Source organism: Enterococcus sp. AZ149, assembly GCF_051714285.1.
Lineage (GTDB): Bacteria > Bacillota > Bacilli > Lactobacillales > Enterococcaceae > Enterococcus_D > Enterococcus_D entomosocium.
On the sequence record NZ_JBIORO010000001.1, the window covers coordinates 1,002,142 to 1,024,277 of the forward strand.

The window sequence follows — 22,136 nt, forward strand, 5'->3', positions numbered from 1 at the left end:
GAACCGAACCTTCTCTTAGGGTACAATTAAAAAAAACATGACCTGAAAAGACACCAAATCGAGAAGCTTTACCTCCTGATTCTAGCAGCTGCAGCTCCTCAGATTGCCTTCTTTCAGGTCATGGTTTTTTTATGTTCACAGTGTCCTCTTTAAATGAACTCCTTCAAAGAACATCAAATAGAACATCAAATAGAACATCTAAAGAACATCCCTTTTTATAGAGAAAGCCAGCTTTCTACTGAATATCCTAAATCGTCCAAGAGTCAAAAATAGCGAAGAACTATCGTTGCGGACAACTCAAAGGATAAGATAGAAGCAGAACATTCGTGCTTTCTGGCAAATGATGCTACTATTAATTTATAGCAAGTATGAAAGGAGTTTTTACGATGACAAACAAGGATCGCATTGAAGGAAAAGTAACCGAAACAAAAGGGAAACTTACAGGAGATGACTCCGAGGAGTTAAAAGGGAAAACCCAAAATAAATATGGGAAAGCCAAAGATAAGGTTGAAGATTTTGCGGATGATGTTTCTCGCAAAGTAAATGACTTCTTTGACAAAAAAGACGACGACAAACCTAAACATTAAACATAAAAGCGTCCCGGCAACAATTTCTTGTTGTAGGGACGCTTTTTTAAATATTGCTGACCTGTTTGTTTTTTCGTTTGTACCACCAATTCATCAGTGCTTTAGGATAGACAAGCAATAAACTGATGAATAAGCAAGCAACCAGCAACAAGCCAAGCCGAAGGATGATGTTCCAAAGACTGACATCATACCCCTCATAGAGATCACGGTAAAAAATTTCTAGCGGGTAATAAGAAATCATGGATAGATAGAACCAGGTTCCCAAAGAAAGCAGCCAATAAACCGGGGCGCGCAATTTAGGGATCGTTAAATAATCACCGTCATTTTCTAAAGAAATTTTCGAGAACACTTTTTCGGCAGCAAGAATCAGCAAGCCGCTCAAACCGAGGTAAAGGAGCAGTAGCCACCAAGGATAGACATATCCTTGCGGCCAATCGATCCACGTTTGAAAAGGAAGCAGAAAATCCCCATGACCAAGAAATACAAAACTAAAAAACTCGCGGGTACATTGGAAAAAGCTATACCCCATTGTTCCTAGAGAAAGAGTGAAGAACACCGACAGCACGCCAGTAAACAGATTCCCCAGTAAAACGCCCAACAAGATGCCGACAGCAAATACGAGTAGATTCGTTGCCAAAGTACTAAGGGCGGAAAGCAGCACGTCTTGAAGCGGCACAGCGAGATAGCGAGCCGGGATCATTGTGTATTCGATCAGGATATGACCTAACAGGCCCAACACTAAACAAGCGGTCAAGGGTAAGCCGATAAAAAGCAGTTTCTTGCGAAAGACGTGCTTTCTGCTAAAGGGTAAAGCAAATAAAAAGCGATTGAAATTGGTGCGGCCATCGACAAAAAAGGACAAAAAGCCCCAAATAAACAGGAAGACAATCACAAATTGATTCATGGTGGTCATATACGGGCGATTGTAATAAAAATCATCTGAGTACTCTTTGTTGATTGTCAATACCGCATCGCGGTACTCTGCTGCCGAATCAAAGTAAACCGGGGTTTCACCGTTGTAGCTTTTGACATAGTATTCTCGATTTTCGTTAAAATCTTTGATAAATTCCTCAGATGCCAAATAACGTTCTTGCTGGTGCCAAGAATTTTGTGATTGCCAGCCAGCACTAAGATACATGAAGAGCACGACAAAACAAAAACCGATCAACAGCTTACCGTAGCGTTCTTTAAATATATTGCTTAACATCGTTTTCCACCTCTATCCTTCCACCAATGCTTCTTGTCGTAAATTTGCTTCAAACAGATCTTCCAAAGTCAAAGGTAATTCTTCGAAAACCAAAGGATCAAGTTGCTGGATCTCAGCCGCCAGCTCCTCTGTGTAATTGTCAAACAAAGCAGTCAAGACTCGACCTTGTTTTTGAATCAGCTTGGAGTGCTGCTTGATAAGGGGAGGAATCTGTTTGCTGCGAAAGACGAGTTGGAGTTTGCGAGATTGTTCGCGAATCGTTTCCAAACGGTAGTCTCCTTCAATCGTTTTCCCTTTGATCAACAAGGCACGATCAATAATATGTTCTAATTCATTTAGATTATGAGAAGCGATTAAGGCGGTACGATTCGACTCGCTGAGGCTTTCCAGCAATAATCCAATCACTTTTTTACGGACGATCACATCAAGCCCATCAAAAGGTTCGTCTAACAGTAAAAACGTCGCATTTGAGGCGATCGCAAGAATCATTTTATAAAGACCTTGCATACCTTTTGACATCCGTCGGTAGGAAAGCGTCAGAGGAAGACCGTGACTTTGCATCAATTCTAAGTAAAGATTCTGATCGAAATTTGGATAAGCAAGCCGATAAAATTGATTGAGCTTTTTCAAAGAGTAGGCCGAAAGAAAGTTTTCTTTTTCATCAATATAAAAAAGTTGTTCTTTTAATTGCGGATGCTGATCCAGGCGTTGGTTATCGATGGAAATCTCCCCATCATCTAGTAAATAATGCCCAGCAATCGTCCGAAACAACGTGGTTTTCCCAGAACCATTGCGGCCGATTAATCCTACGAGCTCTCCTTTTTCCAAAGAGAAGTTCACGTTTTCTAAGACAATTGTTTGTTCCATTTTCTTGGTCACATGCTCGATCTTCACTGTGGATCGCCTCCTAACTCTTGTTCAAAGCCATTCATCCAATCGCTCAGCTCACGCATGCTGATCTGTAAATGGCGTGCTTCGATCACCAATTCTTTCAAACGTTCTTTCACTTGTAAGATCCGAATCTCATCGCGTGGCAGATCCTCAGTAACTTTCACAAAGGTGCCTTTTCCTTTGATGGTGACAAGTACTTGCTCATTTTCCAATACTTTGTAGGCTTTGCTGACGGTATTTGGATTCATCAACAGGCGCTTGGCCATTTCACGAACCGAAGGTACTTGGTCTCCGGCGGTTAGAACACCGTTCAGAATATCTTCTTTGATACTTAAAACCAATTGCTCATAGTAAGGTTTGCTGCTGGCTTTGTTAATGCGAACCACAAAATCAGCTCCTTTCATTTATGTGTACTAGTATACGTAGTACACTGGTGGAAGTAAAGTCATTTATGATAAAATAAACAAAAAGGAGCTGATGAGGACAATGGAGCGATGTGAATGGGCCAACAGTACACCAGCAATGCAGGAGTATCATGATACGGTATGGGGAAAACCTGAGTATGAGGATCAGCAGTTGTTTCGAAAACTGGTGTTAGATATGAATCAAGCAGGATTGAGCTGGCAAACGATTTTAAACAAGATGGCGAATTTCGATGCAGCATACGATCAGTTTAATATCATAAAAGTAGCGAACTATACGGAAGAAAAAGTGGAAGAACTGATGATGAATCCAGGCATCATCCGCAATCGGCGAAAGATTGAAGCAGCGATCATCAATGCCCAAGAAGTTTTAAAAATCCAGCAAGAATACGGCAGTTTCTCCGCATTCTTGTGGCGATATGTCGATCATCAGCCAGTCATCAATGAATTTCAGCAGCAATCCGATGTACCGACCCATTCGGAAATCTCCGATCAGCTAGCAAAAGACTTGAAAAAGCGAGGCTTTAAATTTGTCGGAACGACAACTATTTACGCGTTTATGGAAGCGGTCGGCATGGTTAATGATCACTTAGTCACTTGTGTTTGTCGAAGGTCAGAAGCAATCGTAAAAATAAAGGAGTGAGCCTAATTGGGAAAAGTGGTATTTTATGGTGCAATCAGCCTCGATGGCTATTTAGCAGGTATGGAGGATCAACTGGACTGGCTGTTTCAAACTGATACCGGTGTTGCAACGACCTATGAAGCATTTTTTGCAACCATCGACGCGACCGTGATGGGAAGAAAGACCTATCAAGAAGCAAAAAAACTGATGGATGATGGACTGCTATATCCTGAAAAGACCAACTATGTTTTTTCTCGTACCCGAAAAGAGCCGCTGCCGGATGCAACCCTAGTGTCAACGGATCCAGTTGCATTTGTTTCAGCATTAAAACAAGAGGAAAACGTATGGGTAGTAGGTGGGGGTTCCTTATTAAAACCATTGCTGGAAGCTGATTTGATCGATGAATGGTTTATTCAAATCGCGCCGGTGTTTTTAGGAGAGGGCAAGCGACTGTTTGAACCGGGGGATTATGCGAGACGCTTGACGTTTGTTGAAACAAAACAGATGGGGGAACTGACAGAACTTCATTTTGTCCGAAAGTCTGTGTCAGGCAGCGAGTAAAAAGCGCAAACGATTATTCTTCACAGTAAAAAGACCAAGAAACTCAGTGCCGAGTTTCTTGGTCTTTTTGTTTGGATTCTTAATTAGTTGAATCGTTGAAAGAGTTCAATATATTTTGCAATGATCGTTTCAAAGAAGCTTACTGTATCTGGGTTGATTTCGTTGTTTTCATCAATCAAGTTGGTGATTCCACCGATATAGGCTTCTGGTTGTTGTAGAGTAGGCATATCCAAAAAGACTAATGATTGACGTAGGTGATGGTTTGCACCAAACCCAGCGATCGCTCCTGGAGAAACGCTGACAACCAAAGCTGGTTTGCCACCCCAACTGCTAGCACCGTAAGGACGAGAACCAACATCTAATGCATTTTTCAATGCTGCAGGAACAGAACGATTGTATTCTGGTGTAAAGAAGAAGACCCCGTCAACGGCGCTTAATGCTTCCCGAAATGCTGTCCATTCAGCAGGAACTTTTCCTTCAACTTCCAAATCTTCATTGTAAAAAGGCAAGTTGCCGATTTCGATGAAAGATGCTTCAAAACCTTCTGGTAATAATGATGCGAATTTTTTCGCTACGAGTTTATTAAATGATCCTTCCCGTAAACTGCCGACGATAAAACCAATTTTTTTTGTCATGTAAATTTCCTCCTTGTTGTTTTCTACTCATTAAGCTTACCAAAAGTAAGTGGATGGTGCAAATAAAACGATTTGACTTTAAAAAGTTTCTCTATTACTAATGATACGCGTCCTGATTCATTCTGGCAAAAGATAACCATGCTTAGAAAATAAGAAAGAAGAAACTTTTTTTAGCTGTAAAGAAAAAACTCTTTACACCATCGGAAAAACCTGTTAAACTATCTCTTGTGATTAAATCAATGGAGGTGTAAATAATGGCAGTAAAAATTCGTTTAAAACGCATGGGTTCTAAAAAGAAACCTTTTTACCGTATCGTCGTAGCAGATTCACGTTCTCCTCGTGACGGACGTTTCATCGAAACAGTTGGTACTTACAATCCTTTACTAGACCCAGCTGAAGTGACAATCAAAGAAGATTTAGTTCTTGATTGGTTATCTAAAGGTGCGCAACCTTCAGATACAGTTCGTAACATCCTTTCTAAAGAAGGCGTTATGAAAAAACACCACGAAGCAAAATTCACTAAGAAATAAGGTGACTTTGGATGAAAGATTTGCAAGAATTAGTCTTAACGATCGTTTCACCACTTGTTACCAAACCTGAGGATATCAAGCTTGAGCTGGTAGAGTCAGATGATTTCTTGGAATATAATCTTACTGTGGCACCAGAGGATATTGGTCGTATCATCGGTAAACAAGGTCGGGTTGCCAAAGCAATTCGAACAATCGTTTACAGTGTACGGACAAATGGACCAAAAAAAGTTCGTTTGAATATCATTGATGGTAAATAAGCAAGAATGAAAAGCATTTCTCTTTGAGGAATGCTTTTTTTGTAAAATTCATGCTTAAGATGGAGGACAAAAAAAGGTGGTTTTGAGATAATCAAAAGGAGGAGGTGCTTGTATGTCTCAACTAATCGCATGGATCGTCGTTCTTTTGATCCTCGTCTTTATTTATAAAATTGGTTCTTTTCTTTGGCGAACGCTAGGGATCTTGTTGTTGCTCTTTTTAATTTGGGTCTATCGTGAGGAGATCATGACGCAATTGAACCAATGGACACAAAACTTTCGTTGGGGCGACCTATCGACGATCGCCAATCAAGTTTGGCAATGGATCAAGGATGGCTTTCAATCACTGCAAAATTGGGTGACAAATCTTTAAAAAATCAACAAAAAAATGACAGACAATCTGACTTGTTTGTCATTTTTTTTATTGAGGGGTATCCTTTGTATAAGGAGGGGAACATCATGAAAAAAGAACTAGGATTATTCGTTACGCTGCTGACGATGGGCGCCTTCGCTGGCTGCAATAATCAACAGGAACCAGAAACCAGTCAAGCCAGTAGTGCCGAAACAACAGCGACGAGTATGGTGGAAAGTACCCAAACGCAAGCAAGTAGTCAATCAGAAACAAGTCAATCAAGTACGTCTTCTAGTCAGGCGGCTTCTAGGGATTCTTCAAACACGAATAGTACTGCAGATATCTACGCTCAAATACAAGCGGCATTCCCTGATCTTGTCTTGCCCAAGGACATTCCACTTGCTTCAGGTAAAGTGTTGAATGCGGCCACAGCTGGCAGTCAGTCCGATGCTTCGATTCTTTATTATGGACTTGATAAGCAGCTGCCTCTCAATGACAAGGCTTTGAACGAGGAAACACCGATTGCTGCTTTTCAATCAAAAGACTATCAATCAGCGGATGAAGCTGCTGCAGCGGTCAATGTAACAGCTGATGATGGCGGACAAGCCGTTGATCTCGGATATGGCATTACTGGGCATATGCAAGGAGCTGCTGGCTCCAGTTATTTGAGCTGGCAAGAAGGAAATTGGTCATTGACTGTTCGAGCAGTCAATCAAGAGGAACAAGATCCAGTTCCGGTTGCCAAAGAAGTGGTAGCGTATCTGGAAGAAGCTATGCTCCCAGCGCCTGAGGTCGGTCAAATCACTATCGATATGGGAAAAAATGACCATACAGCAACTACAGTGGTTTGGCAACAAGAAAAGACCCTTCGAACGGTGCAACATCAAGATGCACGTTCAGCATTGAAAATGGCCGTTTCTATGAATCAATAAGGTTCATATTAGGACAATGCCCCTTTGATCAAGCGTCGAAGGGGCATTTTTCGCGCGATGATTTTGAGGAAAACATGGGGCGCTAGGAAACGGCTAGAATTCGCTACTTTGCTATGCTAAAATAGAACAGAAGTTAGAAGAAATGGGGAACGAACGTGACAGAATATTTAAACGTAGGAAAAATCGTCAATACACATGGAATCCGTGGAGAAGTACGTGTGATATCACAAACGGATTTTCCAGAAGAACGTTACCGTAAAGGGGCCGAATTGACACTTTTTCGTGAAAATAAAGAGCCAATAACATTGATTGTTTCAGGTCATCGCAAACACAAAAACTTTGATTTAGTGACGTTTGAGGGCTATCCCAATATTAACGATGTTGAACCGTTTCGTAACGGCATTTTAAAAGTTACCAAGGATGATTTGGTGGATTTAGCAGAAAATGAGTTTTACTACCATGAAATTATTGGTCTGGAAGTCGTCGAAGAAGATGGCACAATCATTGGTAAAGTCAAAGAGATCCTTTCACCAGGTGCCAATGACGTTTGGGTCGTTCAACGAAAAGGGAAGAAGGATGCCTTGATTCCTTATATCGAGTCGGTTGTCCACACGATCGATCTTGAAAATGGTCAGGTCACTGTGGAAATCCCAGAGGGGTTGTTAGACGATGAGAATTGATGTATTGACACTATTTCCGCGAATGTTCGAAGGTCCTCTAGGAGAATCGATCATTGGCAAAGCACGGGAAAAGGGACTGTTAGAAATCAACGTCTCAAATTTCCGTGACTATTCCGACAACAAACATCAAACAGTGGATGACTATCCTTATGGTGGCGGAGCAGGAATGTTATTAAAAGTCCAACCTGTCTATGACAATATCAAAGCGATCGAAGAAGCAGCACCAGAAACGAAGAAACGCGTGATCCTTTTAGACCCAGCGGGGAAACCTTTTGATCAAAAGATGGCAGAAGAATTTTCTACCGAAGAGCACCTCGTCTTCATTTGTGGTCATTATGAAGGATACGATGAACGAATCCGTTCATTGGTCACTGATGAAGTGTCACTGGGAGATTACGTCTTGACTGGCGGCGAATTGGGTGCAATGGTCATGATCGATGCGACGGTCAGACTATTACCAGAAGTTTTAGGCAATCAAACCTCCGCACAAACCGATTCTCATTCCACTGGTTTATTAGAACATCCGCAGTATACACGCCCAGCAGAGTTTAAAGGCATGAAAGTACCAGAAGTTTTGATGAATGGCAATCATAAATTGATCGAGCAGTGGCAATTAAAAGAATCATTGCGCCGCACCTTTCAGCGCCGACCTGATATGCTAGAAAATTATCCGTTGACGGAAGAAATGCAGAAGCTTTTAAAAGAAATTGAAGAAGAAGCGAAAGCTGGCAACTAAAATAGTGCCAGTTTTTTTGATATTCTGCGCGATGACAAGAAAATTCTCTTTACAGCCTGTGGTCGACTGTGGTAAGATGTTTCAGTGAGTGTAAACTCAACTATTACGATGTTCCGCTGGAGCTTTCATGCTTTAAGAATGTTTGGGAATAAGGAGAATGATAAACATGAATCCATTGATTCAAGAACTAACTCAAGAACAATTACGTACGGACATCCCAGCTTTCCGTCCTGGGGACACTGTTCGCGTTCACGCGAAAGTTGTCGAAGGAACTCGCGAACGTATCCAGTTATTTGAAGGTGTTGTCATCAAACGCCGCGGTGCTGGTATCAGCGAAACTTATACAGTTCGTAAAGTATCAAACGGTGTAGGTGTTGAACGTACCTTCCCATTGCACACACCACGTGTTGCACAAATCGAAGTTGTTCGTTACGGTAAAGTACGTCGTGCAAAATTGTACTACTTACGTGCATTACACGGAAAAGCAGCTCGTATCAAAGAAATTCGTCGTTAATCATTTATTATCAGATGAAGCAAAAGCCCTTGATTTCAAGGGCTTTTTTCTTTTGTCTGAGGTGACAAAAACTTTCTATTCGTTGTGATAAAATCATGAAACGACTATAAGAATAGGAGGGGATCATTGCTGCATACCACTGGGTAAACTTGTATTTTGATGGGAACAGTCGTCTGAGTGAAACACAATGCCATCGACTGAAACTTTTTGTGGTCATTTATCGGCTATCCGATAGTGACAGATTGCAGGTTGAAGATTGTTTGATCGATCACCTTTCAGCATTATTTGCTTTTATGTGCAGAGAAGGAGAAAAAGGGAGTGAAAATTGTTAGGAAAACACTGATGAGGGACATCACGTTAAATACCAATATGACATTCAGTGCCTGAAAGAAAATAAATCGTAAATCACCGAATTGATAAAAAAAGGATTAGAGAATAATGGGGAAGACCAAGATTACATGTTTATGTAATTTCCTCTTGATAGGTTTTATTAAAACTTTTGTTATTTATATGATGATTTTTTTCGTTTTTTTAGTCCTTGTAGTTTATGGAATTTGAAATATAAGAAAAAAACTTGAATTATTTCATTATTTTTTTCTCATAAATGATTACAGAAAAAAAGCAATATATTCCCCTTTTTTTGATGGTTTCTATGGTAACCTTCTCGATAGGGAACTTTCTTTTATCTAGCTATTGCTGACCTCTTCGTGTTAGTTAATTACTTCACAAATAAAAGAAAGTTCTTTATTTAAATGAATTGAAAGAGGTGTCTTTATGAAAGCAGCTGTAGTATCAAACGATAAGGTTGTAAAAATTGAGGAAAAAGAATTGAGAGCGCTTCGTCCGAATGAAGCATTATTGAAAATGGAGTGTTGTGGTGTCTGCCATACGGACTTGCATGTAAAAGATGGTGACTTCGGAGATGCATCTGGAATCGTACTTGGACACGAGGGAATCGGTAGAGTGGTCGCGATCGGTGATGATGTTACTTCTCTAGCAATCGGTGACCGTGCAAGTGTCGCTTGGTTATATGAAAGCTGTGGATCATGCGAATACTGTGTGAACGGGAATGAATCATTATGCCGTTCCGTTAGAAACGCCGGATATTCTGTAGATGGCGGTATGGCTGAAGAGTGTATCGTTGTAGCTGACTATGCAGTGAAGGTACCAGAGGGCTTAGGTTCTGCTGAAGCCAGCAGCATTACTTGTGCAGGTGTAACCACATATAAAGCGGTAAAAGTTTCTGACATTAAACCAGGTCAATGGATCGCGATTTATGGTTTAGGAGGATTAGGAAACCTAGCCTTGCAATATGCAAAAAATGTCTTTAATGCAAAAGTGATTGGGATTGATATCAACGAGAAACAATTGGACTTTGCAAGAGATCATGGCGCTGACCTTGTGATCAATCCTGCGAAAGAAGATGCGGCAAAAATTATTCAAGAAGCAACCGGCGGCGCACATGCAGCTGTAGTAACAGCTGTTTCAAAAGCAGCCTTCAATTCTGCTGTCGATGCCGTTCGTGCGGGCGGTACGATTGTAGCGGTTGGTCTTCCACCAGAAAGCATGGACTTGAACATTCCTCGACTTGTATTGGACGGTATTAAAATCGTCGGTTCCCTTGTTGGAACACGGACTGATTTAGAAGAAGCTTTCCAATTCGCAGCTGAAGGAAAAGTCGTTCCTAAAGTTGTCATGCGTCAGTTAGAAGAGATCAATGATATTTTTGATGAAATGCTTTCAGGAAAAATCAAAGGGCGAATGGTCATTGATTTTCAAGAGAAATAAATAGAAAAACCAACGGGTGAATTTTAAACGAAGGAGAAGATTTCGTGTGTAACTTATTGATCATTGATAGCAAAGAGCATGGAGCAGTTAACGATATGATTCGTTTGATCGATCGTCATTTTCCGAATGTCATCTTGCTTCCGACGGTTTGTTCAAAAAAAGCGCTTCAGCGTACCTGTCTTGAGCAGCCGGTTGAAATTGCAGTGATTAATGCGGATGGCGAAGAGGACTCTTTTGAATTATATAAAGTATTGCTTTCATTTTGCCCTAATGCAAAAGCAATTTTGTATTCTGCTGTAGAAAGTTTTGCTACCGCTCAAAAAGCGTTGCGTTACGGCTTGATTGATTACTTGGTCGAACCGATCACAAATGATTTTGTTTATGCATTGGATCGGGGAATTCAATCCATCAATCAGATTTCCTTGCTACACATCGAGAAAAATAATGAGGCTTCTCCTTCGCTTTCTTTAAGACATAAGATATTGCGCTATATTCATGAAAATTATAGAGAACATATTACGTTAGATACTTTAGCAGATCACCTGCATTTAAGCCGGTATCACACCAGTCGTTTGATCAAGAATACATTAGGAATGACCTTTTCATTGTACTTGATGATTTATCGTATTGAAGTTGCCAAAAAAGAACTATCAACAAGTGATCGATCAATCAGTGAAATCTCTGTCAGAGCAGGATTCAATGATCCAAATTATTTTAGTAAGAAATTTAAAAAAGCAACTACTTATACGCCAAAAGAGTATCGAAAAATTTATCGTGGGAAAGCTACCGTGATCGATTCAAGACTTGAGCTTTAAGTATTGAAAAAAACAGATCAGCTTGCAGTTGAATTGATTAGCGAAAAAATGGCTTCTATGCGATGCGTATCTGGTTACTTTTCCATAGATGATAAAAGCAAAAGGCCTTTCATGCAAAGGTTTTTTTGCTTGGAAAAACGAGTTTTGAATGAGCTGATAGAAATCAACGGCGTAGGATAAGGTCTGATGTTTTTGTGAATCCAACGATAGATGCTATAATGAGAGCGGATTCATCAATACAACTTATCAAAGAAAAGAGGCAAGAAAATGGCGAATAAAATGGTGTTTATAAATTTGCCTGTCACTGATATCAAACGCGCAACCTCCTTTTATGAAGCGTTGGGATTTGTCAAAAATGAAGAGTTCTCAAACGAGACTAGCAGCGGAATGGTTTGGAGTGAATCGATTTGGATAATGTTGTTAGAACATGAGTTTTATCAACAGTTTCTGAATGGCAGACGTATTGGGGATACGAAGAACACGAGTAGTGCATTGATCGCGTTTAGCTTTGATACGCCAGAAGAAGCGAAGAATTTTGCAAAGATTGCAGAAGCAAATGGTGGCCAATCGTTCCAAGTTGATATGGGGATTCCAGAAGACATGATGGTCGGCTATGAAATCGTTGATCCCGATGGCAATCAGCTTGAATCAGCATGGATGAATGGCTATTAGCAAAGTGATTGTTTAAATAAAAAGTAAAAAAGTGGTTCAGGATGCAGTTCCCTCAAGAAGTTAGGCTTTTGTACTAACTTTTTGAGGGCTGCTTTTTCTTGACGGGATCCTCGAGTTTTGTAAGATTGGTCAGTCCCCTTTGTCTAAATGCTAAAAAAGAGGTATGATACAAGAAAAAGGAGTGGAGACGAAGTGAAATACTCAACCAAATACAGCGACGCCATTCACATCCTCGCTTATATCCACCTCTTTAAAGGAACTGATTTATCAAGTGATCGGATCGCCCAGAGTGTTGAAACGAATCCGGCTTATGTTCGTCGGATTATGAGTGATCTACGGGTTGCTGGGTTGATCGAAAGCCAAAGAGGAAAACCAAACCCTAAACTAACGAAGGAACCAAACGAGATTTCTTTGTTGGACATTTATGCGAGTGTTGAAAAAGACCACCATCTTTTACATGCAGACAAAAAAACCAATCCCAACTGCTTGATTGGGGGGAATATCCAAGGGGTATTAGAAGAAACCTATGATGTGCTGCAAAAGAAAATCGAGCAAGAGATGAGCGCCATCTCGCTGCAATCAATCATTGAAGGCATTCAAGGGGAGGCCGATCAAGTAGATTGAACGGACACAACACAGTAAAAAGAACTTTCACCTGCTAAGCAATTTCTTGACAGGAAAGAAAGTTTCTTTTATACTCTAGTTGTAACTTGATTAGTAACAACTGTTTTAGTCAAACAAAAGATGAGGAAGGATGATTATCATGAAAATCGGTGTTATTGGCGCAACAGGAAATGCAGGTTCAGCTATTTATCAAGAAGCAGTACAGCGAGGACATGAAGTGACTGCTATTGTTAGAAATGAAGTTAAAGCCAAAGAACAATTTGGTGATACAGTCAAAACACTTACAAAAGATGCTTTTTCGTTAACAGAAGAAGACCTCGACGGATTTGATGTGTTGGTCGATGCGTTTGCGACAAGTCCTGACCAAGCGTACTTGCATGTGGATCTGGCAGCAAAATTGGTTCATTTGTTTCGAGAAAAGAACACGCGCTTGTTCTTCATTTTAGGAGCTGGCAGCTTGTTCAATGAAGCGGGTGAACGCAATCTTACCGAATTGAAAAAAGCCCCAGGAAGTGAAAGCTGGATCGCGATCCCAGAAAATCAGTTAGATGAATATCTCTTTTTAGAAACCGTCAAAAATGTTCATTGGGTCGGGATTTCTCCAGGAAATCTATTTCAAGAGGGACCAGCTAAACCAGCGATTTTAGGCAAAGATCACTTGCTTTTCAACGACCAAAAGAAATCAGTAACTTCCAGCGGTACGTTAGCCAAAGCAATTCTTGATGAAATTGAAACAGTGCAACATGAAAATACTCGTTTTACTGTGATTGATGCAGAGTAGGTTCAACAAATGATTGACCCAATCGATCAGAATCGATAGCTGCATAGGTTGGCAAGTAGCCTGTTTCAGGCAACATCTTTTTTCACAATTTTTGTTTCCAATACCCAATAATTTAGACAAGACAAATCCTCTGTCTTTGCTTATAATCAAGGACAGAGGTGATAAAATGAATAAAAAAATCGAAGCGTATGACTTGATGCTTCTGCAATTAAAAGGGTTGCTAGAAGCGGAGAGTAATTGGATCGCCAACCTAGCCAACTCTTCTGCTTTACTGAATGAAACATTGGAAGATACAGTGTTTGCCGGCTATTATTTGTTTGAAGAAGGCGAGCTGATTTTAGGTCCATTCCAAGGAAGAGTCTCTTGCACCAGAATCACATTAGGCAAAGGGGTTTGTGGGGAATCAGCGGAGAAAAAAACCACATTGATCGTACCCAATGTCAAAGAACATGAAAATTATATTTCTTGTGACTCAGCAGCGATGTCTGAAATCGTAGTTCCCATGGTGGTTGATGATCAGTTGCTTGGAGTGCTGGATATCGATAGTGGAAAAACGAACAGCTATGATGCGATCGATCAGAAATATCTGGAAGAATTTGCTGCTTTATTGGTAGCAAGTTGTCAATAAAGTACTTGTTTTTTAATTTTAACTATAAAACAACATAATGTTTTTAAGTGGGGCGTTCATTGAATAATGAACGCTTTTTTTAGTTATTATTTAAAAATGAAGGGCATATTACTTTATTTAATTAAAATTAGATGATAATATGATAATACAATTAGAAAAACGAGTTTTTAAGGAGAGAATTATGGAAGCAGAAACAATTGTATTAGGTAAAGCATATGAATGTAAACCAGTCGGCTTACAAAGCCGCGTGATCGGTGAAGTGGTCAGAAAAATGGAACGGTGTGTCGTATTAAATGTGATCCGCTACGATGGGATCGATCATGAAGATATCGAAGAACGTTGCGGACGAGTAGTTGCAAAATACAATGAGATCTATCAACCAGCGCTAGTTGAATGCTTTTTTAGCTGATCCATTGGTAATCACCCAATCAAAATAAAATGAAACCATGCATGTAAACCAATTCCCTTAAAAAAAGACTGTTTCTCAGAAGCAGTCTCTTTTTTGATTCTTAGACTCAGGTACCTAGCAAAAGAAGTGCTATAATAGGCGAGAAAACAACAGAAAGCAGGGAATAGGATGGAACTAAAAAAGACGATGGTTGAGGAACAGCAGTTGCTTTTTGAATGGCCGAATGAAGCAGGCCAACTGCAAATTGTTAAGGGAAGTTTAGCGCAAGTCAAAGAAAATACTGTGCTATTTTTTATCAAAGACGGCCAAATTTTCTCAGTAGCAGACGATAAAACCTTTGACGACCAGTTAGAATACGACCGCTTGATGATCCTCACACCACCTTGGGAGATCATGGCTCCTTACTTAGTAGCCTATTATCAAGAACAATATCAGTTAACCAATGGGTCCAAAGCATCCATCGGCATCCCACAAGAGTTGCAGCAAACCATTGCTGCTAGCGCAAAACCATTTGATCGATTTATCGATTTTCTTGGCTATGGATCTACGAGCAAAAAGACGACAAAAGAGGCAAAAAAAGGGGGCAAACCAAGACACAAATGGTCAAAAGAATTACAAGATGAACCCTTCATGGTTGACTATCAAGGAAGTAAAGCAAGGGTCTATTGGCAAAAACGCAACGAGGTTCGAATTGAAAAAGGCGCAATTTTGAGTCAAGAGATTCCCTTGAATAAAGACGGATCGGTTGGTTTTTCTGCTCGTTTAGCGGAAAAAATTCGGCAAGAAAACCAAGCGGCGATCAAAGAGGGACACACGATTGAAGACGTTGTATTAAAAAGTGTCAACGAGGTAGGAATGTTTCTTTACTATGGGGGCACCAATGGTTGGCTGCAATTAAAAGATCAGCAAGGAAGAACCTTGAACGAGCGAACGGTGGAGTAGAATTGCCAAGAAGCACAGAAGAAAAAAGCGCCTCTCAAAATGCTCGATCAATCTTTGAGCGTTTGAGAGGTGTTCTTTTCATTAAATAGGAGTAGTAGGTTCTTCATTGATCAAGACAAATTATTGACCGGTCTTGGACAAAACAAGGTTCGGTTTTGCAGTTCCTTCTTTTTCTGCTCGATACGCCTCTCGGTGCTTTTGCAAATGTTCGGGACGTTTTAACCAAGCTTGAAAGGCTTTTTTCTCAGTCCATTTTGACACCAACTGGAAAACGAGGCTGTCTTTTGATTCTGAAAACCAAGCTTCAGCAGAGTGACAGCCAGCAAATGTTTTCATTGAGGCGGTATCTTTTTTCATTTTAGCAAGAAAGAGTTCTTTTCCTTCTGGAATGACTTCAAAAGCAACGGTACGGATATACATGAAATTCCTCCTTTGACTCGGGACGATTTGGTTTAGTATAGCGCTAATTGAGAATGATTGTCAATTAGCTATGGAATCTTGTAAGCTTTTTATCGATAGTCATTTTTTGATCAAATTCCTCAAAAGCCTTGAACAAATGAAAAAAGTACGTATAATTAATATACGTACTGAAGAGTCCGAAGAGTATTGGAGAAAATGGATACTTGGGGAAGTCTTTCTTTTCTCACGTGCAGTACTCTTCGTTTGTTTAGTGTACCACTCTCATTTTAAAATAGATACGTTTATTTTACTTTCTGAGGAGATTTCTTTTGTTCCTTGAGGTGAAAGCCGAAAAAGTGGGAAGGTTCTGAGAAAGCACTATGAAGACAAAATTTGTGTCTTCTTTTTTTTGCGAAATGTTAGGAAAATAGTGGGAGTTTTTTTATCCATTTTTCTTCGAAATGATGTATAAGAGAGTAGCCAAAGTTCTGATCGCTAGGAGATCAGAACTTTTTTGTATGCTTTCTTGGAACTACTCCTTTCAACGATATTTAGCATAAAGTCGCTCTTTTCTAATTTTTACATTCAGAAGAGAACTTCTGACACAACTATGTAACCTCTTACATTTTTTGGTCGTGTTAAATTGACAGGCTGCATAAACATGCGGTAAACTCGGTACAACAAACAGAATTTTTTGAATTATCTGAATGTTAGAAGGGGATGAGTAGAAATGGGGAAACGCAGCAAATATACAGTATCGCTTGTGTTACTAAGCAGCTTTTTTTTAGCAGCTTGTCAAAATGGCAATCAAGAAAACGAGACGGATTCATCAGCAGCTTCTTCCGCAGAGCAAGTGATCAATGTGCAATTTTCGGCGGAGATGGGCAGTGCCGATATTTCTTTAGCAACCGACTCTTATAGCTTTATTACTCTGAACAATGCTTATGAAGGCCTTTATCGCTTGGATGAGAACAATGTTCCTGTAATTGCTGGTGCAAGCGAAGACGCTGAAGTTAGTGAAGATGGGCTTTCTTACACCATTTCACTGCGGGAAGAGGCAAAATGGTCCAATGGCGATCCAGTTACTGCAGCTGATTATGTTTTTAGCTGGCAGCGAACCGTTGATCCAGCCACTGCTTCCAATTATGCTTATATGCTGGCACCCGTTAAAAACGCTGCCGCTATTTCAGATGGTACGCTAGATAAAAGCGAGTTAGGGATCGAAGCAGTCAATGATTATCAATTGAAAATCACGTTAGAAAAACCGACGCCTTACTTTTTATCTTTACTGGCTTTTCCAACTTTCTTCCCGCAAAACGAGCGTGTCGTGGAAGAGTTCGGTGACCAATATGCCTTAACCAGTGAAAACGCGGCGTACAATGGACCATTCCTATTGACCAATTATGCTGGACCAGGCACCGACATCCAATGGACATTGGCGAAAAATCCCGATTATTGGGATGCCGATTCGGTCAAACTTGAAACAATTAACTTTGATGTCGTGAAAGACTCATCGACCGCTTATAACTTGTACGAAAGCGGACAAGCCGATGACATTATTTTAAGCGGTGAATTGGCGATGCAGAATGTGAATCATCCTGATTACATTGTTCAGCCTAGTGCAACCACTCAGTATTTAGAAATGAATCAAGCACCAGAAGATTCGCCTTTTCGAAATGCAAATCTGCGCCAGGCCATTTCGTATAGTATGAATCGACAACAAATCGTTGACAATATTTTAGGCAACGGCTCCTTACCGGCGGTCGGTTTTGTTCCTTCTGACCTAGCGTTTAATCCAGAGACAAAGGCTGATTTTGTCGAGGATGCGGCAACCACGTTAGCCTTTGACGAAGAAAAAGCCCAAGAATATTGGGAAAAGGCAAAAGCTGAACTGGGTATCGATACATTGTCTTTTGAACTGTTGACATCAGATACCGATCAATCGAAAAAAATGGCAGAATACATTCAAGGCACCTTGCAGCAAACACTGGATGGGCTGACTGTCGAAGTCACAAACGTTCCATTTTCTGTGCGCTTGGATCGTTCAAATAGCGGCGATTTTGAGATGGTCATGAACAACTGGATCGGGGATTATGCAGATCCAATCAACTTTTTGGAATTGTTCAAAAAAGACAGTTCCTATAATCGTGGAAAATGGCTAAATGATGACTACAATCAATTGATCGAACAAGCCTCCAATGAAAATGCTAACGATCCAGAAGCCCGTTGGGAAAATATGGTAGCAGCAGAAAAAATCTTAAACGACGACTTAGGCGTTATTCCACTCTTCCAAAGTGCTGAAGCACATCTACGGTCGTCAAAAATCAAAGGCCTCATCGTTCATAGTGTTGGCGCGGCCTATGATTATAAAAATGTCTTTGTCGAAGAATAAGGAGAAAAAAGCTTCTTTTGTCTATTCATTGTCTGACTTCGTTAAAGAGGGCAGCAGACGAGAAAAACGTTACTAGAATGTTTAGCAACTTGATAACAAGGAATAAAGCAGTTCTTTTTCTAGCAGCGAACAATGACGTATTCATTTTAGCTAGATAAGAACTGCTTTTCTTTTTGGGAGGAACACCAATGAAAATCACAGCAGTTGAAACCAAACGAATTCCGATCCAGCTGAATGCACCCTTTAAAACGGCGCTCAGAGAAGTGCACGCCGTCGAAGTGATTCGAGTGCTGCTTTCTTTTGACAATGGGATCGTTGGCATCGGAGAAGCAGCACCTACCGAAGTGATCACCGGTGATACAAAAGAAAGTATTTTAACAGATATCGAAACTGTCTTTGCCCCGTTCCTGTTAGGAAGAAAGGTAGATGCCCAATTGCTGGTAATGGATGAGCTTCATGCGTTGATCCAGCATCATACGAGCCCTAAAGCGGCGATTGATATCGCGTTGCATGATGCACTGGCAAAAGCGGCAAACTTGCCTCTTTACCGCTATTTAGGTGGTTCTGCCAATACACTGACAACCGACTATACGATCAGTGTTGGTTCACAGGAACAGATGCTGCATGATGCCCAAGCGAAAATCCAGGCGGGATTTCGCTCCTTGAAAATCAAACTGGGAGTAGACGCGATCGAAGAGGAGGTTGCGAAAATTCGCCGCATCAATGAACGTTTGGCAGGAAAGATCCCCTTTCGAATTGATGCCAATCAAGGCTGGACCAAAGAAGAAGCGGTGCAGATTTTAGATCAATGGCAAGACATTCCGATCGAGTTTGTTGAGCAACCCGTCAAAGCCAATGATTTTGCTGGACTTAGCTATGTGACTGCTCGGACGACGATTCCGATCATGGCAGACGAAAGTCTTTTTTCCTATGAGGATGCCAAACGTTTGATTGCTGAAAACTGCTGCGATTATATGAACATTAAATTGATGAAAAGCGGCGGGATCAAAGAGGGACAAAAAATTTATCAATTGGCAAAAGAGCATCAAATGCCGGTGATGGTCGGTTCGATGATTGAAGGGTATGGGGGAATGGCTGCAGCCGCCCATTTTGCCTTGGGGATGGCGGATGTCCAATTTTATGATCTGGATGTTCCTTTTATGTGGGAGACCCAAACGACTTCCCCTGAAATGCAAGGGATTCTTCAGCGTCCAGGAAGCTTGAGCGTCACCGAACGCATCGGACTAGGAATCAACGAATAAACAGTTATGAGAGGAGCAAAGATGAAACAAATTGTTCAGGCTGGCTCTTCCTTCTTATGGAAGGAACCCAAAGAAAACAAAGTACTAGCAAAAATCAAAGCATTTCCTTTAGAAGCACTGCACACTTTTTTGACTGATGAAGATACGATGCGGCTTTATCAGGAAAGCTTAGTGGACTCCGAAGTATTATATGGAACGATTGTAGAAGTCATCGCCCAAATGGATGGTTGGTCCCATGTGATCGTCTTGGATCAAATAAGCAATAAACACCCACTCGGGTATCCTGGTTATCTGCCGAACGAGGTATTGAAGCCATTGTCACCAGACTATGCAACAGCTAAAAGAAGAATTGGTGTGATTGTAAAAGAAGCCGTGCTTGTTTTTGACTCGACCACACGACTTGTTTCTTTTGGAACAGTTTTACCACTTGTTGGGGAAACCGCAGATTCCTATCAAGTGGCTACGCCTAATGGACCAGCAACGATCGCTAAAGCTTTTGCTCACGTCCTATCGGACACATGGGCAAAGCTCCCAGAAAAAATAATAGCCTTGGCCGAACAATTTATAAACCAACCCTATGTCTGGGCAGGCATTAGCGGCAGTGGCTTTGACTGTTCTGGATTCATGTATTCGCTGCATCGACTTCATGGTATTTTAATCCCCCGAGATACGATCGAGCAAGCACAACAAGCAAAAACTGTGCCGTACAGTCAGGCAAAACCGGGGGATCTGCTGCTGTTTGCTTATGAAGAAGGAAAAGGCGAAGTCCATCATGTCGGTCTATATTTGGGGGATGACGAAATGATTCATTCGAGAACACCTGGGTCACGGGTCATGAAAACCAAAATTACTGGTTCTAATTATGAACCAGAGCTCGCAGTTGTGGCGCGTTATTGGCAGAACCAACCGAATGAATCACAGGAATGCTCATGAACATTCTTTTCATGAACGTAAGGAAAGGGGTTTTTGATGGGAAAAGATGACTTGCGTGTAGCAATTGATCCTATTCTAAAAAATTACCAGGCAACATTGGAAATGGGGTTATGGATCGGTACGCCAACGGAATGTCTTGTTGACTATCAGAGTCAAAAGTCGTTTTCGGCAGCGAGTATCAGTAAGCTTGTTTTGTACGCGTATTATCTTGAACAAATAATCGAAAAAAAGATCGATCCCCAACAGGTAATTTGTGTGAGCCCTGTTGATCTGACAGGGGGTGCTGGGGTGATCCGTCTTTTTCCTCAGAAGAAAGGTTGGACCATCAGTGAACTTCTCACGGCAATGATCGCCGTATCTGATAATACTGCGACCAATGTACTATTGGACTTAGTAGGGTTGCCCACGCTTCAGGCATGGATTCAGGAGCCGGAGATCCAATTTGAACGGTATATGATGCGACCGATCAAAGACAAAGAGAACCGCTTGACACCCTCGGCGGCTGCCAAACTGCTACTAAGGTGTGTGGAACGAGAAGAAGCTGCACTAGGATTTTCACCTTTAAATCAGCAGCAATTTCAAGATGGATTAGCGGGGAATTTTGCTGAAACTGCGCAGCCTTCTTGCCGCATTTTTAATAAGACAGGTCGTCTTGACCGCATCGAACACGATGTAGCATATTTGCAAGCCAATGAAACGACGATCATCATTGCGGCATTTTCCTATGATAAAGCCGGTAGTGGCCGAGGGATCAGTTGGCTAAGAGAAATTGGTCAAACAGTCTATCAGCAGTATTTTAAGTAAAATACGCTGCGTATCGAGTGCCTCTGAGTGAGGATCGATACGCAGCGTATTAATTATTTACAACAATAAAATCCCCCATATCATAGCGGTGCCGTGATTGGGAAAATTCAAAAGGCGTCCCATCGCCGAGGTAAACCGTTTGTTCCACTTCTAAAATGGGATCGGTGGCAGCACAAGCTAAGTATTGCTGGTCGTAGGTGTCTGCACGATCCGCTTTGATACGACGGACAGATGTTCCAATCGAGGAGTGGAGTTGGTTCGTGATGTAGCTATAGACGGAAGAGGTTAAGACTTCTTCGGTAATGCCAGGAATGACATGAAGCGGCATGATGGTATATTCTAAAACAACGGGTATATCGTCAAATAGACGCAAACGAACGATATCATAAATTTGCTGGTCACTGCGAATGTTTAGTTTTTCTTGTTCTTTCTCATCGGGAAAAAGAATGGCAAAAGAAATGATCTTGCTGGTGATCTTTCCTGTTTCTCCAAGGCGCTTGGTCAGCCCGCGATTGATCTTGGCGTTGTAATCGAAGGTTGAATAGGAATCGCTGATAAACGTACCCGTGCCTTTTTTACCGTAAATAATGCCTTCCATTTGTAAAATATTCAATGCTTTTTGAATCGTCACGCGGCTCGTTTGATAATCCGCAGCCAGTTCGGATTGCTTCGGCAATTTTTTCTCTTCTTCGTAAAACCCGTGATTGATTTTGCTCCGTAAATCGGCAGCGATGTCATGGTAGTTCGCCATTTGCTTCACCTCA

At 41.1% G+C, this 22,136-nt stretch carries 28 protein-coding genes; 22 read left to right on the forward strand and 6 right to left on the reverse strand.

Annotation, left to right across the window (positions count from 1 at the left end):
• The first annotated feature begins 386 nt into the window (after positions 1 to 386).
• Positions 387 to 587: a CsbD family protein gene (locus IGI94_RS04665; protein ID WP_008377398.1), complete on the forward strand. Its 201-nt coding sequence runs from the start codon at positions 387 to 389 to the stop codon at positions 585 to 587.
• 46 nt (positions 588 to 633) lie between these two features.
• On the opposite strand, the gene IGI94_RS04670 is transcribed toward IGI94_RS04665, so the two are convergent.
• The 3 genes from IGI94_RS04670 to IGI94_RS04680 are packed head-to-tail and all read right to left on the reverse strand — an operon-like array spanning position 634 to position 3,071.
• Complete coding sequence (locus IGI94_RS04670; RefSeq protein WP_005237239.1) at positions 634 to 1,794, reverse strand: ABC transporter permease; 1,161 nt, start codon at positions 1,792 to 1,794, stop codon at positions 634 to 636.
• Positions 1,795 to 1,806: 12 nt separating this feature from the next.
• Positions 1,807 to 2,688, reverse strand: a complete 882-nt coding sequence (locus tag IGI94_RS04675) for an ATP-binding cassette domain-containing protein (RefSeq protein WP_005237238.1) — start codon at positions 2,686 to 2,688, stop codon at positions 1,807 to 1,809.
• Complete coding sequence (locus IGI94_RS04680; RefSeq protein ID WP_008377404.1) at positions 2,685 to 3,071, reverse strand: GntR family transcriptional regulator; 387 nt, start codon at positions 3,069 to 3,071, stop codon at positions 2,685 to 2,687. Before IGI94_RS04680 ends, IGI94_RS04675 begins: the two co-directional genes overlap by 4 nt.
• Positions 3,072 to 3,171: 100 nt before the next feature.
• Here IGI94_RS04680 and IGI94_RS04685 point away from each other — a divergent pair, with 100 nt between their 5' ends.
• Together IGI94_RS04685 and IGI94_RS04690 are read left to right on the forward strand one after the other, a co-directional pair.
• Positions 3,172 to 3,750, forward strand: a complete 579-nt coding sequence (locus tag IGI94_RS04685) for a DNA-3-methyladenine glycosylase I (protein WP_430601449.1) — start codon at positions 3,172 to 3,174, stop codon at positions 3,748 to 3,750.
• Positions 3,751 to 3,756: 6 nt separating this feature from the next.
• Positions 3,757 to 4,290 (forward strand): dihydrofolate reductase family protein, encoded by a 534-nt coding sequence (locus tag IGI94_RS04690; protein WP_005237235.1) that lies wholly within the window; start codon positions 3,757 to 3,759, stop codon positions 4,288 to 4,290.
• A gap of 83 nt (positions 4,291 to 4,373) precedes the next feature.
• On the opposite strand, the gene IGI94_RS04695 is transcribed toward IGI94_RS04690, so the two are convergent.
• Positions 4,374 to 4,925 (reverse strand): NADPH-dependent FMN reductase, encoded by a 552-nt coding sequence (locus IGI94_RS04695; RefSeq protein ID WP_016613846.1) that lies wholly within the window; start codon positions 4,923 to 4,925, stop codon positions 4,374 to 4,376.
• 254 nt (positions 4,926 to 5,179) lie between these two features.
• On the opposite strand from IGI94_RS04695, the gene rpsP reads away from it, so the two are divergent.
• From rpsP to IGI94_RS04770, 15 genes are all read left to right on the forward strand, one after another.
• The gene (rpsP, locus tag IGI94_RS04700; protein ID WP_005228917.1) at positions 5,180 to 5,455 is read left to right on the forward strand and encodes a 30S ribosomal protein S16; all 276 of its coding nucleotides are present in this window, start codon (positions 5,180 to 5,182) and stop codon (positions 5,453 to 5,455) included.
• A gap of 11 nt (positions 5,456 to 5,466) precedes the next feature.
• Positions 5,467 to 5,712, forward strand: coding sequence for a KH domain-containing protein (locus tag IGI94_RS04705; protein ID WP_005228918.1), 246 nt, complete (start codon positions 5,467 to 5,469; stop codon positions 5,710 to 5,712).
• A 112-nt stretch (positions 5,713 to 5,824) separates the two neighbouring features.
• Positions 5,825 to 6,082: a hypothetical protein gene (locus tag IGI94_RS04710; protein WP_005228919.1), complete on the forward strand. Its 258-nt coding sequence runs from the start codon at positions 5,825 to 5,827 to the stop codon at positions 6,080 to 6,082.
• A gap of 86 nt (positions 6,083 to 6,168) precedes the next feature.
• Positions 6,169 to 6,993, forward strand: coding sequence for a hypothetical protein (locus IGI94_RS04715; RefSeq protein ID WP_438899499.1), 825 nt, complete (start codon positions 6,169 to 6,171; stop codon positions 6,991 to 6,993).
• 155 nt (positions 6,994 to 7,148) lie between these two features.
• On the forward strand, positions 7,149 to 7,673 hold the full coding sequence (gene rimM / locus IGI94_RS04720) for a ribosome maturation factor RimM (protein ID WP_005237231.1): 525 nt from the start codon (positions 7,149 to 7,151) through the stop codon (positions 7,671 to 7,673).
• Positions 7,663 to 8,409: a tRNA (guanosine(37)-N1)-methyltransferase TrmD gene (trmD, locus tag IGI94_RS04725; protein WP_005237230.1), complete on the forward strand. Its 747-nt coding sequence runs from the start codon at positions 7,663 to 7,665 to the stop codon at positions 8,407 to 8,409. Before rimM ends, trmD begins: the two co-directional genes overlap by 11 nt.
• A gap of 166 nt (positions 8,410 to 8,575) precedes the next feature.
• Positions 8,576 to 8,923 carry a 50S ribosomal protein L19 gene (gene rplS, locus IGI94_RS04730; protein WP_002357176.1) on the forward strand — a complete coding sequence of 116 codons (348 nt, stop codon included), beginning with the start codon at positions 8,576 to 8,578 and terminating at the stop codon, positions 8,921 to 8,923.
• A 774-nt stretch (positions 8,924 to 9,697) separates the two neighbouring features.
• Complete coding sequence (adhP, locus tag IGI94_RS04735; protein ID WP_438899500.1) at positions 9,698 to 10,711, forward strand: alcohol dehydrogenase AdhP; 1,014 nt, start codon at positions 9,698 to 9,700, stop codon at positions 10,709 to 10,711.
• Between the two features lie 95 nt (positions 10,712 to 10,806).
• A complete protein-coding gene (locus IGI94_RS04740; RefSeq protein ID WP_176285408.1) occupies positions 10,807 to 11,526 on the forward strand; it encodes an AraC family transcriptional regulator in 720 nt (239 codons plus the stop codon).
• Between the two features lie 267 nt (positions 11,527 to 11,793).
• Positions 11,794 to 12,198, forward strand: coding sequence for a VOC family protein (locus tag IGI94_RS04745; protein ID WP_005237221.1), 405 nt, complete (start codon positions 11,794 to 11,796; stop codon positions 12,196 to 12,198).
• A 192-nt stretch (positions 12,199 to 12,390) separates the two neighbouring features.
• Positions 12,391 to 12,822: an Rrf2 family transcriptional regulator gene (locus IGI94_RS04750; protein ID WP_061053880.1), complete on the forward strand. Its 432-nt coding sequence runs from the start codon at positions 12,391 to 12,393 to the stop codon at positions 12,820 to 12,822.
• Positions 12,823 to 12,952: 130 nt separating this feature from the next.
• Positions 12,953 to 13,603 carry an NAD(P)H-binding protein gene (locus IGI94_RS04755; protein WP_016613898.1) on the forward strand — a complete coding sequence of 217 codons (651 nt, stop codon included), beginning with the start codon at positions 12,953 to 12,955 and terminating at the stop codon, positions 13,601 to 13,603.
• Positions 13,604 to 13,769: 166 nt separating this feature from the next.
• Entirely contained in the window at positions 13,770 to 14,231 is a 462-nt protein-coding gene (locus IGI94_RS04760) for a GAF domain-containing protein (RefSeq protein ID WP_438899501.1), read from the forward strand.
• A gap of 181 nt (positions 14,232 to 14,412) precedes the next feature.
• The gene (locus IGI94_RS04765; protein WP_005237217.1) at positions 14,413 to 14,640 is read left to right on the forward strand and encodes a hypothetical protein; all 228 of its coding nucleotides are present in this window, start codon (positions 14,413 to 14,415) and stop codon (positions 14,638 to 14,640) included.
• Positions 14,641 to 14,808: 168 nt separating this feature from the next.
• Positions 14,809 to 15,582 carry a hypothetical protein gene (locus IGI94_RS04770; RefSeq protein WP_218193508.1) on the forward strand — a complete coding sequence of 258 codons (774 nt, stop codon included), beginning with the start codon at positions 14,809 to 14,811 and terminating at the stop codon, positions 15,580 to 15,582.
• Between the two features lie 120 nt (positions 15,583 to 15,702).
• Here the strand turns inward: IGI94_RS04770 and IGI94_RS04775 are convergent, their stop codons facing one another.
• Entirely contained in the window at positions 15,703 to 16,002 is a 300-nt protein-coding gene (locus tag IGI94_RS04775; protein ID WP_438899502.1) for an antibiotic biosynthesis monooxygenase family protein, read from the reverse strand.
• Positions 16,003 to 16,711: 709 nt separating this feature from the next.
• On the opposite strand from IGI94_RS04775, the gene IGI94_RS04780 reads away from it, so the two are divergent.
• The 4 genes from IGI94_RS04780 to IGI94_RS04795 all read left to right on the forward strand — a co-directional run bounded on the left by IGI94_RS04780 (position 16,712) and on the right by IGI94_RS04795 (position 21,372).
• A complete protein-coding gene (locus IGI94_RS04780; RefSeq protein WP_438899503.1) occupies positions 16,712 to 18,373 on the forward strand; it encodes a peptide ABC transporter substrate-binding protein in 1,662 nt (553 codons plus the stop codon).
• A gap of 188 nt (positions 18,374 to 18,561) precedes the next feature.
• Positions 18,562 to 19,635: a dipeptide epimerase gene (locus IGI94_RS04785; protein WP_438899504.1), complete on the forward strand. Its 1,074-nt coding sequence runs from the start codon at positions 18,562 to 18,564 to the stop codon at positions 19,633 to 19,635.
• Positions 19,636 to 19,656: 21 nt separating this feature from the next.
• Positions 19,657 to 20,568 carry an NlpC/P60 family protein gene (locus IGI94_RS04790; RefSeq protein ID WP_438899505.1) on the forward strand — a complete coding sequence of 304 codons (912 nt, stop codon included), beginning with the start codon at positions 19,657 to 19,659 and terminating at the stop codon, positions 20,566 to 20,568.
• 36 nt (positions 20,569 to 20,604) lie between these two features.
• A complete protein-coding gene (locus IGI94_RS04795) occupies positions 20,605 to 21,372 on the forward strand; it encodes a serine hydrolase (RefSeq protein ID WP_438899506.1) in 768 nt (255 codons plus the stop codon).
• Positions 21,373 to 21,421: 49 nt separating this feature from the next.
• Here IGI94_RS04795 and IGI94_RS04800 read toward each other — a convergent pair whose 3' ends face one another.
• Complete coding sequence (locus tag IGI94_RS04800; protein ID WP_034872495.1) at positions 21,422 to 22,123, reverse strand: GntR family transcriptional regulator; 702 nt, start codon at positions 22,121 to 22,123, stop codon at positions 21,422 to 21,424.
• Positions 22,124 to 22,136: the final 13 nt, after the last annotated feature.

What these genes read in the sequence shown, in the direction of transcription:
- IGI94_RS04665 (WP_008377398.1), top strand. Translation starts at nt 387, where the DNA reads ATGACAAACAAGGATCGCATTGAAGGAAAAGTAACCGAAACAAAAGGG.
- IGI94_RS04670 (WP_005237239.1), bottom strand. Translation starts at nt 1,794, where the DNA reads ATGTTAAGCAATATATTTAAAGAACGCTACGGTAAGCTGTTGATCGGT.
- IGI94_RS04685 (WP_430601449.1), top strand. Translation starts at nt 3,172, where the DNA reads ATGGAGCGATGTGAATGGGCCAACAGTACACCAGCAATGCAGGAGTAT.
- IGI94_RS04695 (WP_016613846.1), bottom strand. Translation starts at nt 4,925, where the DNA reads ATGACAAAAAAAATTGGTTTTATCGTCGGCAGTTTACGGGAAGGATCA.
- rpsP (WP_005228917.1), top strand. Translation starts at nt 5,180, where the DNA reads ATGGCAGTAAAAATTCGTTTAAAACGCATGGGTTCTAAAAAGAAACCT.
- IGI94_RS04705 (WP_005228918.1), top strand. Translation starts at nt 5,467, where the DNA reads ATGAAAGATTTGCAAGAATTAGTCTTAACGATCGTTTCACCACTTGTT.
- IGI94_RS04710 (WP_005228919.1), top strand. Translation starts at nt 5,825, where the DNA reads ATGTCTCAACTAATCGCATGGATCGTCGTTCTTTTGATCCTCGTCTTT.
- IGI94_RS04715 (WP_438899499.1), top strand. Translation starts at nt 6,169, where the DNA reads ATGAAAAAAGAACTAGGATTATTCGTTACGCTGCTGACGATGGGCGCC.
- trmD (WP_005237230.1), top strand. Translation starts at nt 7,663, where the DNA reads ATGAGAATTGATGTATTGACACTATTTCCGCGAATGTTCGAAGGTCCT.
- rplS (WP_002357176.1), top strand. Translation starts at nt 8,576, where the DNA reads ATGAATCCATTGATTCAAGAACTAACTCAAGAACAATTACGTACGGAC.
- adhP (WP_438899500.1), top strand. Translation starts at nt 9,698, where the DNA reads ATGAAAGCAGCTGTAGTATCAAACGATAAGGTTGTAAAAATTGAGGAA.
- IGI94_RS04740 (WP_176285408.1), top strand. Translation starts at nt 10,807, where the DNA reads ATGATTCGTTTGATCGATCGTCATTTTCCGAATGTCATCTTGCTTCCG.
- IGI94_RS04745 (WP_005237221.1), top strand. Translation starts at nt 11,794, where the DNA reads ATGGCGAATAAAATGGTGTTTATAAATTTGCCTGTCACTGATATCAAA.
- IGI94_RS04755 (WP_016613898.1), top strand. Translation starts at nt 12,953, where the DNA reads ATGATTATCATGAAAATCGGTGTTATTGGCGCAACAGGAAATGCAGGT.
- IGI94_RS04760 (WP_438899501.1), top strand. Translation starts at nt 13,770, where the DNA reads ATGAATAAAAAAATCGAAGCGTATGACTTGATGCTTCTGCAATTAAAA.
- IGI94_RS04765 (WP_005237217.1), top strand. Translation starts at nt 14,413, where the DNA reads ATGGAAGCAGAAACAATTGTATTAGGTAAAGCATATGAATGTAAACCA.
- IGI94_RS04770 (WP_218193508.1), top strand. Translation starts at nt 14,809, where the DNA reads ATGGAACTAAAAAAGACGATGGTTGAGGAACAGCAGTTGCTTTTTGAA.
- IGI94_RS04775 (WP_438899502.1), bottom strand. Translation starts at nt 16,002, where the DNA reads ATGTATATCCGTACCGTTGCTTTTGAAGTCATTCCAGAAGGAAAAGAA.
- IGI94_RS04780 (WP_438899503.1), top strand. Translation starts at nt 16,712, where the DNA reads ATGGGGAAACGCAGCAAATATACAGTATCGCTTGTGTTACTAAGCAGC.
- IGI94_RS04785 (WP_438899504.1), top strand. Translation starts at nt 18,562, where the DNA reads ATGAAAATCACAGCAGTTGAAACCAAACGAATTCCGATCCAGCTGAAT.
- IGI94_RS04790 (WP_438899505.1), top strand. Translation starts at nt 19,657, where the DNA reads ATGAAACAAATTGTTCAGGCTGGCTCTTCCTTCTTATGGAAGGAACCC.
- IGI94_RS04795 (WP_438899506.1), top strand. Translation starts at nt 20,605, where the DNA reads ATGGGAAAAGATGACTTGCGTGTAGCAATTGATCCTATTCTAAAAAAT.
- IGI94_RS04800 (WP_034872495.1), bottom strand. Translation starts at nt 22,123, where the DNA reads ATGGCGAACTACCATGACATCGCTGCCGATTTACGGAGCAAAATCAAT.